Source organism: Glycomyces rhizosphaerae, assembly GCF_042647865.1.
GTDB classification, from domain to species: Bacteria; Actinomycetota; Actinomycetes; order Mycobacteriales; family Micromonosporaceae; genus Glycomyces; species Glycomyces rhizosphaerae.
This window is the reverse complement of sequence record NZ_JBHRWO010000011.1, coordinates 33,997-45,117: the sequence shown is the minus strand read 5'-3', so window position 1 is coordinate 45,117 and position 11,121 is coordinate 33,997. Positions and strand designations below refer to the sequence as shown.

The window sequence follows — 11,121 nt, the reverse complement described above, 5'->3', positions numbered from 1 at the left end:
TTACGGCTTCCAGCGCCGATGGTACTGCACTCGAGAGGGTGTGGGAGAGCAGGACACCGCCAAACATTTACTTATAGAAGCGCCCCACCGCATTGCGGTGGGGCGCTTTTGTGTGCCCGGAGAACGTTGACGCATATAGAGAAGGGCCGCAACCCCATCGGGTTGCGGCCCTTTCTGTTTGCTCTTAGACGTACGGGCCGTCGAGGTGCTCGCCGGCGTGCTGGCGGTACCAGAGGCCTCGATAGCAGCGCCACGGTTGCGGGCGCAGCTGCGTCGGGGCGAAGATCTGTTCGAGGAGGCGCCTGGCTTCGAGGAAGAAGTCGAGGCGTTCGTCAGGGGCGGCCACGTGCTGCGAGTCGTCGACCGGTGTTTCGGCCGGGAGGATCGTCAGCGAAGGCCACATGGTGGTCTGCTCTGCCAGGGGCAGAAGCCAGGCGCGCATCTCGTCGAGCGGTTCGCTGCCGACGGTGTACGTGAAGGAGGTGCGGTGACCTGCTTCGCGGGCCGCGGCGAGGATCTCCGAGAGGCGTTCCGACTGGCGGCTCGTGGCCGGAACCAGTGGGTCGGCGGCCGCGGCGTCCTCGGGGACGGTCGGCTCGGCCTCGGCGGCCGGGCTGTCGTCCTCGAACGTCTCGGTGGTCAGGAACATCAGGACCGGCCCGACCTTCGATGCCAGTTCCGTGAACGCGGACTGGCTGTGGAGGGCCGGGGTCAGGACGCCGAGGGTTGTCGACTCGGGGAGTCCCTCGGCCGTCATCGCTTCGCGGACGGCCACGAGGTGCTCGACCACGAGGGCCTCGTCGTGGACGCCGCCGGCGGAGAGGGTCACTTCGTCGAACAGGTGGGGCTCGCCGTCGTCGGCCAGGTCGGAGGCCAAGGCCTGCAACAGGTCGCGGTAGCACTTCACCAGTTCGGCTGATTCTGTGCCGGTCTGCAGGAGCAGGGTCGCGGCGGTGCCGTCGGCGCGGAGGTAGCCGCGGACCTCTTCGCCGGGTTCGGCTTCGATGATCTCGGCTACCGGAGTGCCGTCGACGCAGAGCTCGCTCAGACCGTGCTGAGGCGAGGAGGGGTCGACGTGGGCGCGGAGGCTGAACGGCGAAGTCGCGCGGTCAGCGGGCAGGACCAGCATGAACTCTTCGTCTTCGGAGTTCAAGCGCAGGCGCATGCCTTCGGTGTTGTTGCCGCGCAACCCATACAGGTTCAACGCGATGAGCAGGAGTTCGCTCCACTCGAGGTCGTGCCGGACCGCCAGGCGCCGCCAGCGGTGCACCGTCGACGAGATCGGCCCGGCTGAGTCAGCAGGCTGTGTCGGCTCTTCCATGACCAGTTCCGATCTTTCCTCTCGTCCCCACCGCAGTCACTCCACGGTACAAGAGACTTGGCCGTACAGGTGGACGCGGTCCACCTCTATGCTAGGGGCCCCGGGTGACAAAAGCACCTGTCGTGAGCATCGGCACGCGGTTCGAGTCCCGTGAAAGCCCGCGATCGCCCGAGATGCTCCTGCGTTGCCCCCGCTGAAATGCCCTCCGAGCGATCTGGAGTCGGGAATGAGCGATGCCGCCCGCCCGTCAGAGATCCCGTCCCCGCGTGCGCGAGGTCGGGTCCTGCAAGCGGTGAACAAGACCTGGCCGGGGTTCATTTCCGGTGCCGTCGAAGGACGCGCGCGCGATCTGATCGAGGACGACCGGTACGAGGAGGCCGCCGACGTCTTGGAGATGGGTGTCGAACGGTTCGGGGCCGCTTCGGTTTCGCAGTTGCTGCTCGCCTGGTGCCTGCACATGGCCGAGCGTCAGGAGGCCGCGCTCGAATGGGCGGTGCCGGCGGTCGAGGAGGAGCCCGAGAACGCGGACGCTCATTGGCTGCGAGCGAACATCCTGTTCGAGCTGGGGCGGGCCGACGAGGCCGAGGAGTCGCTGTGGCGGGCTGTGGAGCTGACGCCGGACAACGGCCGGTACTACATGCAGTTGGCCTGGTACCACTACGAAGACCAGGAGTTCACGAAGACTCGGGAGCTCGTGGAGCAGGCGTTGGAGCGTGCGTCCGATGACGCTTGGGTTCAGCACACGGCAGGGCGGATCTACGACCATCACTTGCGGCACCGGCGGGCCCATGCGCATTATGCGCGGGCACTCGAGCTTGATCCGGACGATGCGGCGGTGCGGGACGACTTGGCCGAGCTTCTGCAGACACGAGGGCGGTTGAGCGCGGGAGTGCGGGTCGCTTGGGAGACAGCGCAGGCTGCCGAGCGGGAAAAGGCTGACCTGGACGCGGGTGGTGAGGAAGCAGCGGTTGAGCCGGGAGCGGTCGGCGATGCGGTTGCGGTGGACGCTGACGAGGAGAGCTTGTACGAGGTGACGTTGCGGCGGTGGTCGTGGCGTTGGTACGAGTGGGCGTTGCGGGCGGTGTTGCTGCTCAACGTCATCGACTGGATCTTCCCGACGCCGCTCGCCGTCGCCGCGGTGCTTTCGGGTGTGCTGGTGGCGGTGTACGCGGCGGGGTGGATTCGCTCGCTCTTCGTGCTGCCGCCGCAGTGCCGCCGTGACCTGGTGGGCAAGGGCAGGCGCGGGCATTTCGCCGGGGCCTTGGTGCGGACGCTGCTGGTGTTCGGCGGGATCGTCCTCGTGCTGTTCGGGGAGTTGAACGCGTTGCAGCACTTGGGGATTCTCGCGCTCATCATCGGCGGGTACGCGGAGTGGTACTGGCGGGCCGCGCAGATCTCCGGGCGGCGGGTGTTCGGTGCCGGCTCGGAGCAATAGCGGTGGATTCTACTAGCCGACCGGCAAGGTAGGCTTCGAGTCGTTCTTGGCAAGCACGTCGGACCTGCGGTTCGGCGTGCTTCGATCCCCATGGCGGTCCGTTTCGCGGCCCGCTGGTCGTGCAGAAGGAGAGCCCCGTGGTCGATCAGGGTGTGGTCTGTTCGGTCGATCCGCTCGTCAGCGGCATCGGTCGCGACGTGCTCGCGAACGGCGGCAACGCCGTCGACGCCGCGATCGCGGCGGGCGCGGCCCTGACCGTGGTGGCCCCGCACCTGTGCGGGCTCGGCGGCGACCTGTTCGCGCTGGTCCACGTGCCGGGCGAGCCCGTTCCGGCCTATCTGAACGCCTCCGGTCGAGCCGGTTCCGGCGCCGACCCTGATGGCTTGCGTGCCGAGGGGCATGCGGCGATGCCGTTCCGCGACGACCTGCGTTCGACGACCGTTCCGGGTTGCGTGGACGGCTGGTTCGCGATGCACGAGCGGTACGGGACCCGGCCGATGAGCGAGCTGCTCGCTCCGGCGATCGCGCTCGCGTCGGGGGGCTGGCCTGCGACGGCGATGCTCGCCAAGGCGGGCAAGACGCTTGCGGGGGTCGAGGGCGCCGAGGATCTGGTCGGTTTGGAGCCGGGGTCGGTGGTGCGGCGCGAGCGGACCGCGGGTGCGCTGCGGGCGGCCGCCGAGGGCGGCCGGGACGGGTTCTACCTGGGTGACTTCGGGCAAGGACTGATCGAGCTGGGCAAAGGTCTTTTCGTTGAGTCTGATCTGGCTGCGTCCCAAGCGGACTGGGAAGAGCCGCTGAGCGTTGAGGCGTTCGGGCACCGGATCTGGTCTGCGGCGCCGAACTCGCAGGGGTACCTGCTGCTGCTCGCGCTGGGGATCTTGGACCGGCTCGACCTGCCGACGGACGCGGGCGACCCGCTGTGGGCGCATTACCTGGTGGAGGCTTCGCGGCAGGCCGGGTACGACCGGCCGGAGCGGCTGTTCGAGGGCGCGGACGTCTCGGACTTGCCGGCCGCGGCCGGGGAGCGGGCGGCTCGGATCAGGGCGGAGCGGAAGGCCGAGGTGCCGGTGCACCAGGCCGCGGGCGGGACGACGTACATGGCGGTGCTCGACGGGAACGGCATGGGCGTCTCGTACATCCAGTCGAACGCGGCCGGGTTCGGGACGTGGCTGTTCGAGCCGCGCACGGGGATCGGGCTGCAGAACCGGGGGACCGGGTTCAACCTCGAGCCGGGCCACCCGGCCGAGTTCGGGCCGGGGAAGCGGCCGCCGCACACGTTGGTGCCGGCGTTGGTGACGCGGGCGGATGGTTCGTTGCGGTTGGTGGCCGGGTCGATGGGCGGCGATTCTCAGCCGCAGATCGTGGCGCAGTTGATCGCGCGGGTGCTGCACGGCGGCGAGTCGGTGGAGGCGGCCGTGGGTGCGGCGCGGTGGCGGTTGCACCCAGGAGAGACCGGGTTCGGGACTTGGACGGGCGAGTATGAGATCGACGTCGAGTTGGAGGCCGGGCGCCCGGAGGCTTGGGCCGACGGGTTGGGCGAGCGCGGGTTCGCCGTGCGAGATGCCGAGGCCGGGAGCGGTTTCGGCCACGCGCACCTGATCGAGGTCGACGAGGGCGGGCACGTCGAGGGCGCGGCGGATCCGCGGGCGGAGACGGGAACCGTGGCGGTCGCGCCGAATTAGCGGCGGTGTGAGCTCGTGTGCCGGGCGGTCCCGGGGCGGCGGTCCCCGGGGTCGGGTGTGTCAGGACGAAAGGCCCCCGTTTCAAGGTTGGCTCGGGGGTACGACAATCGGTCGGTGCTGGGTGCAGTGGCTCCGGGGTCGCGCCGGCGGTGTTGGCGTCAGGCGGGTTGTCGGGGGTCGGTTGTACGGTCTGGGGGGTGACCCCCGTATCGCCTGGAGAGGACCGGATCTGTGCCTGAGTCGTTGCGGCTTGCCGATGCCCGTCGAATCGCCATCGCCGCGCAGTTGCGGCCCAAGGCCGCCCGCTATAAGACCGTCCTCGAACGGCTCGGGTGCATCCAGCTCGACACCATCTCCGCCGTCCGTCGCGCACACGAGTTGACCCTGCTCGCGCGCGACCTGGACGTCGACGAAGCGGTGCGGAGTCTGGACCGGCGTCGCAGCCCCGTCGCATTCGAGTACTGGGCGCATGCCATGTCGCTCCTGCCCGTCTCCGCCTGGCCCTACCTCGCCCGGCGTCGGCGCAATTGGCGTGATCGGTACCAGGACGATTCGCTCGCCGTCGCTGAAGCCGAGGTGCTCAAGCTCCTCGCCGATCGTGGCGCGATCACCGTGTCCGACTTCCCGTCCGGCGCGATGCACCGCGACAAGAGCACCGGCAACATCGGCGACAGCTGGAACTTCCGCACCGACCACAAGCACGCCGTCGAGCGGCTGCTCTGGTTCGGAGAAGTCGCCTGCACGCACCGGATCGGGTTCAAACGCGTCTACCAGCTCGCCGAGCGCGCCATTCCCGCCGAGCATCTCTGGGACGCCGACGACGACGAATGCCTGCGCCACATGGTGACCACCGCCCTGCGCAACCTCGGCGTGGGAACCAGCAGGGACATCGCGGACTACTTCCGCCTCAAGATCGCCGACACCGAGCGGGTGCTCCGCGAACTCGAGATCGAGCAGGTCGCGGTTGAGGGCTGGAAGGGCCGCGCCTGGATCGATCCGCAGGTGCGGCGCACCCGGGTCACCGGGGCCGAGCGTGCCGTGGCCGTGTCGATGTTCGACCAGCTGGTGTGGCTGCGCGAGCGCATGGAGCGTCTGTGGGGCCACGGCTGGAAGATCGAGATCTACGTGCCCGAGCCGCAGCGGACCTTCGGCTACTACTGCCTGCCGATCTTCGTCGGCGACGATCTGCCGGGGCGGGTCGCGTTGCGCCGCAGCAACGGCGACCTGGTCGTGGAGGCCGTGCAGTGGGACGAGGCACGCGCCGACCGGGAGCATCTCCATGCCGCCGTCGACCGGGCCGCGTCCTGGGTCGGCGCCGAGGTGCGCTGGAAGGTCGACGTTTAGGCGACGGAACCTGTTGCGTGTTTCGGTGGGGCTCAGCAGATCCTGTTTATCTGGAGTTGTCCTTCATGGACTCGGGACACGCCGGACAGACCAGGCATTGTCTATGAATTGACAGTTGTGCTGTGTGGACGCCGCTTACGATTCACGCGTGATTCACACTCCTCCGCCACGCTGCGTCATATGACCTGGCAACCCCGCATCCGCCGCAACTGGCGCCTCCCAGCCCTCGCGTTCGGTCTCATCGCCGCGCTGGTGCTCTCGGTGCTCGCCTACAAGGCGACGCCGTCCGCGCAGGCGCAGACCGGCCCACGCGTGCTCATCAGCGAGATCGCGAACGCGGGGCCCACCGGGAGTGCGGACGAGTTGATCGAACTCACCAACTACGGGAACGAGCCGGTGGACCTCACCGGCTGGCAGGTGTTCCGGTGCGCCGCCACGGGTTCGCGCGCCTATGACCCGCAGGTGCCGCCGTTCAACGGGGTGACGCTCGAACCTGGGGAGACGTACCTGCTGGCGAACACGGGTGGGACCCTCCCGGACGCCGACGCGTTCTTCGCCACGGGTCTCGCGAACGACGGCTTCGGGATCTGGCTCGAGGACGCGGACCGCATCCTGGTCGACGCGGTCGCCGCCTACGCGGCCCCCGGCGACAGTGAATGCGCGATCGGGGATACGCCGCTGCCCAACGACCTCAACGGGATCCGGAACCAGTCGTGGCAGCGCACCGGCGACTCCGGGGTCCTGGCGGAGGACTGGATCCGGGCCGTGCGCACCCCTGACGAGCCGAACGCGACCGTGCCCGACTCGAGTTCGGCCGCGAGCGACGTGCTCGTCTCCGAGCTCGGCAACGGCGGCCCCAGGGGCAGCTCGGACGAGATCGTGGAGTTCGCGAACTACGGCGAGGACACGGTCGACATCAGCGGCTGGAAGTTCTACCGCTGCTTCGGGGCCGGACGCACCGACAACGGCGGTCTCCAGGCGGTCTTCCCGTTCGGGACGGTCCTGGAACCCGGCGAGGTCGTGGTCGCCGCCCACACCTCGGTGGCCGTGCCGCCGGGCGTGACGACCGTCCGCTTCTCGGTGAACCTCGCCAACGACGGCTTCGGCGCGATGCTCGTCGACCCCGCCGGGTTCGTGCGCGACGCGGTCGGCGTCTACGAGACCGACGGGTACCACCAGTCGGCCGTCGACAGTCCTTGCACCCGAGGCGAAGCGCTGCCCAACCGGCTCGATTTCGGCTGGAATCAGACCTGGCAGCGCGCTGCGGTCACCGGCGACAACGCCACCGACTTCGTGAAGGCCGAGCGCACCATCGGCGTCGCGGACGACCCGGTGCCCGTGGGCGATCTCGAACCGGTCGACACGGGCGTGCGTGTCAGCGAACTGGTCAACGCCGGCCCCGCGGGTGTCGACGACGAGTTCTTCGAGCTCGCGAACTTCGGGGACGAACCGGTCGACCTGTCCGGCTGGCGGGTCCACCGCTGCACCGAGGACGGCCGCCGCGCCCCGGCCCCGCTGATCCCCGCGATCGGCGACGTCATACTCGCACCAGGCGAGACCTATCTTTCGGTCCATATCGGATCGAGCCTGTTTCCCGGAGGCGGCTTCGACGCCGCCTATTCGTCCGGGCACACCGTGAACGGCTACGGCCTCATGGTCCTCGACGCAGAAGGCCGCCTCGCCGACTCGGTCGGCGTCTTCAGCGCCCTGTACAGCCCCTGCGCGCAGGGCCTGGCGCTGTTCAACGTCATCGAATCCGAATACGGCGACTCCTTTCAGCGACTGGACCACACCGCCTACAACGCCGACGACTTCGTGCCGGCCGAACGCAGTCCCGGCACGCTTCCCGACGACCTGCGGCACCCGGCCGACTACACCGAGGCCGAACTCGCACCCGTCAGTGTCGATCCCGCCCCGAGGCCCTTGAGCCCTAGCGTGAACGACGAGGTCATCGGCGGGCCCGCGGCCGAGCTGTCCGCGACCGCCGAACACACCACGGGCGAAGCGAGCGAGATCGCGTTCACCGGCGGCGAGGCAATCCAGCTCAACGCCGACGCCTCGAAGGTCTTCACCGGGACCACCGAAGAGACGCCGCCCGCGACGCTCGAGATCGACGGCGAGCAGGTCGTCGACGACGGCCTCGCGGACGGCGCGGTGGCGCCGGTCGTGACCGAGGCGCTGGCGGGCTTCCCGTTCCAGCGCTTCGAGTTCAAGACCGACGGCAAGCAGTGGCAGGACTTCGAGCTCACCTGGTCGGGCACCTCCACCGGCACCAGCGAACTCCAGATGTACGCCTGGAACCACCGGCTGGTGCGCTGGGACCTCCTCGCCGCCGACGGCGGCCTCACCGGCGGGCAGATCACGCTCACCGGCGCGATCGACGTCGACACGTATGTGCGCGGCGGCCGCAACCTCGACATCCTCGTCATGGACGGCCCCGAGACCGCAACAGCGTTCAGCGACGACGCGAGCGAACCGAACCTCGCGTTCAAGGACCCCGCCGAGTACGACTTCTCGTTCGGGTACGTCACCGACACCCAGTTCCTCTCCGAGGGCTACCGCGACGCCTACGCCGAGATGCCGCGCTGGCTCGCGACGAACGCCGACGCCCGCGGCATCGAGTACGCCGCCCACACCGGCGACCTGATCCAGAACTGGCTCAACGGCACCAACTCGTCCGAGCGCGCCAACGACGAGTACGCGTTCGCCTCCGACGCGATGGGCGTGCTCGACGAGGCCGGAGTCCCGTATGGAGTGATCCCCGGCAACCACGACACGAAGTGGGGCCGCGAGGCCGACCTGTACAACCAGTACTTCCCTGCCGAGCGCTACGAGGACGAGGACTGGTATGGCGAGGCCTGGAGGGAGAACGACGCGCAGAACCACTACGACGTGATCGAGGCCGACGGCGCGAAGTTCCTCTTCGTGTACCTCGGCTACTTCGCCGGGGAGGGCTCGATCGAATGGGCCAACGACGTCATCGAGGCCCACCCCGACCACAACGTCGTCTTCGCGACCCACGAGTACCTCAACCCCGACGGCTCGCTGTCCACACCGGACAACTACCGGTGGACCTCCCTCGCGGACCGGTACTGGAACGAGATCATCCTGCCCAACGACAACGTGTTCATGGTCCTCGCCGGGCACCACCACGGCGTCGCCCTCAACATCCGGCGCAACGTGAACGGCGTCGAGGGCCGGGTGGTGGTCGAGATGATGGCGAACTACCAGAACTTCGAGGACCCGAACGGGCGCTTCAACGCCGGGTTCCTGCGCCTGCTGCAGTTCGACCTCGACGCCGGGCTCATGGCCGTCAACACGTACTCGCCGATCCGCGAGGAGCACAACGCCTGGGAGTACAAACCCGACGACCTCCCTTACGACTACGACGACGCGACCGACGAGTTCGTGGTCGAAGTGGACCTCAACACGAGCTACGACAAGCGGATCGCCACCGATCTCATGGCCCCGCATACGATCTCGGAGGCGATCGGTTCGGCGGCCGCCGCCGACGGCGCTACCGTCGATGCCACCTGGGACGACCTCGCGTTCTGCACGTCCTACGTGTGGAGCGCCGACGCAGTAGACGTGAACGGGCGCACCGCCCGCTCCGCCGCAGTACGGCTCGAAGTGACCGGTCGCGGTGGGCGCGAATGCGACTGACCACCCGACTGCTCGCGCTCGGCCTCGCCGCGTCGGCCCTCGCCGCCGCGGTACCGGGCCCGGTCGCCGCGCATCCGCTCGGCGACCCGCAGACCGTGCGGCTCACCGCCGCCGGGAACGAGGTCACGGCGCGTTGGTCGGCGGCGCCGGACGACCTGCTCGTGCTCGGGTCGGCCACCGGGGTGCTCGCCGACCGCCGTGAGTACGTCTTCGACCTCGGCGCGGACGGCGAGCCCGAGCCGGTGGGGGACACCGACGCCGACAAGCTCACCGCCGCAAGCGAAGTCGCCGACTACCTGGCCGCGAACATCACCGTCGCCCAGGACGGGCGCGCGTGCCCGGCCGAGGTCGACCTGAGCGGCCTCATCGAGGACGGCGCCGAACTCGTCTTCACCTGCGAGCGCGACGTCGAGACGGTCGACGTCGCGGTCACCATGCTCACCGACGCCGACCCGGCCTACCGCACCGTTGCTTTCGCGGAGGGTTCTGATCCAGAGCAGCAGCTGTACTCCCAGGAAGCGCCAAGCGCCACTTGGCATTTCGACGGGAACGCCCCAGGCGGCGCGCGCTGGCCGGTGCTCGCCGCGCTCGGCGGCGTCCTGGTCCTGGTCGTCACGACCGCCGCGGTGGGCTTGCGGCGGCTTCGCACGGCGGCCCGTCGGTGACCGGCTTCGACTCGCGACTCCTTGATGCGTTTGACGGTGCCGCGGTCGACCATGCGCTGTGGCCCATCGCGATCGGCGTCGCCCTGCTCGTCGGCGCGGCGCACGCGCTGCGACCGGGCCATGGGAAGACGCTGGTGGCCGCCTATCTCGTCGCGGAGCGCGGCCGGTGGATGCACGCGGTCGCGTTGGCGGTCATCGTCGCCGGGCTGCATACGGTGTCGGTCTTGGCGATCGGACTGGTCTGGTGGGCGTTCGCGGGGGAGCGGACCGGGTCGATCGAGCCGGTCGCGGTGTGGGGCCGCCTGGCCGCCGCGCTGCTGGTGCTCGGGGTCGGTGCGGTGGTGCTGCGCCGCCAGTGGCGTTCGTTCAGACTGCGCGGAAAGGTCTTCCACCGTCGAGACCATGACCGCGTTGGCGTTGGTGGCCATGGCCATGCACATCTCGATGGGCACCAGCACGACCACGTTCACGGGGCCGCCCATCACCACGGCCCACCCGACGGGGTCGAGCCTTGGTCTTGGGCCGGGCTGCTCGGGATCGCCTCCGCCGGGGCGCTGGTGCCTTCGCCCGCGGCGTTCCTGATACTGGTCTCGGGCCTGCTCACGGGCCGGACGGTGCTTGCAGTGGTCATGGTGGCGTGCTTCGGGATCGGGCTCGCCGCGACGGTGCTCGCGGTCGGCCTCATGGTCATCGCGGGCCGGGACTGGCTGGGCCGCAAGGCGAAGGCGCACCGGCCGCTTGCCCGGTTCGGCGCCGTGGCACCACTGTTCGGCGCGGCCGCCATCGTCGGCGGCGGTCTCGCGCTCTCCGCGAGCGCGCTGGCGGCGCTCGTCCCCTGAGCCGGATCGCGGCGCCGTACGAGCAGCGGATGGTGCCCCCAACCGCCTGAACCGGCCCTGCCTACAGGCGCCGATGAGTCGCGGAATGCTTCCTGCGACCTCCCGAAACGGCGCTGCCCGCCGCCCTGCATCGGCATAGGCGTGGATGATCGCGTGACCTGCGGTTTCGGGC

Annotated in this window: 7 protein-coding genes; 6 read left to right on the top strand and 1 reads right to left on the bottom strand. The window is 69.4% G+C overall.

Annotated elements, in window-relative coordinates; all coding sequences use genetic code 11:
* Positions 1-184: 184 nt before the first annotated feature.
* Positions 185-1,321, bottom strand: a complete 1,137-nt coding sequence (locus ACFO8M_RS14385) for a hypothetical protein (protein ID WP_387976508.1) — start codon at positions 1,319-1,321, stop codon at positions 185-187.
* A gap of 226 nt (positions 1,322-1,547) precedes the next feature.
* Between ACFO8M_RS14385 and ACFO8M_RS14380 the strand changes: the two genes are divergently transcribed.
* The 6 genes from ACFO8M_RS14380 to ACFO8M_RS14355 all read left to right on the top strand — a co-directional run bounded on the left by ACFO8M_RS14380 (position 1,548) and on the right by ACFO8M_RS14355 (position 10,949).
* Positions 1,548-2,756, top strand: coding sequence for a tetratricopeptide repeat protein (locus ACFO8M_RS14380; protein ID WP_387976505.1), 1,209 nt, complete (start codon positions 1,548-1,550; stop codon positions 2,754-2,756).
* Positions 2,757-2,893: 137 nt separating this feature from the next.
* Positions 2,894-4,438: a gamma-glutamyltransferase family protein gene (locus tag ACFO8M_RS14375; protein ID WP_387976502.1), complete on the top strand. Its 1,545-nt coding sequence runs from the start codon at positions 2,894-2,896 to the stop codon at positions 4,436-4,438.
* 231 nt (positions 4,439-4,669) lie between these two features.
* Positions 4,670-5,782, top strand: a complete 1,113-nt coding sequence (locus tag ACFO8M_RS14370) for a DNA glycosylase AlkZ-like family protein (protein ID WP_387976499.1) — start codon at positions 4,670-4,672, stop codon at positions 5,780-5,782.
* A gap of 180 nt (positions 5,783-5,962) precedes the next feature.
* Positions 5,963-9,445, top strand: a complete 3,483-nt coding sequence (locus tag ACFO8M_RS14365) for a lamin tail domain-containing protein (protein ID WP_387976496.1) — start codon at positions 5,963-5,965, stop codon at positions 9,443-9,445.
* Positions 9,436-10,110: a hypothetical protein gene (locus ACFO8M_RS14360; protein ID WP_387976493.1), complete on the top strand. Its 675-nt coding sequence runs from the start codon at positions 9,436-9,438 to the stop codon at positions 10,108-10,110. The genes ACFO8M_RS14365 and ACFO8M_RS14360 overlap by 10 nt, the downstream gene beginning before the upstream one ends.
* A complete protein-coding gene (locus tag ACFO8M_RS14355; protein ID WP_387976490.1) occupies positions 10,107-10,949 on the top strand; it encodes a nickel/cobalt transporter in 843 nt (280 codons plus the stop codon). Before ACFO8M_RS14360 ends, ACFO8M_RS14355 begins: the two co-directional genes overlap by 4 nt.
* The last annotated feature ends 172 nt before the right edge of the window (positions 10,950-11,121 follow it).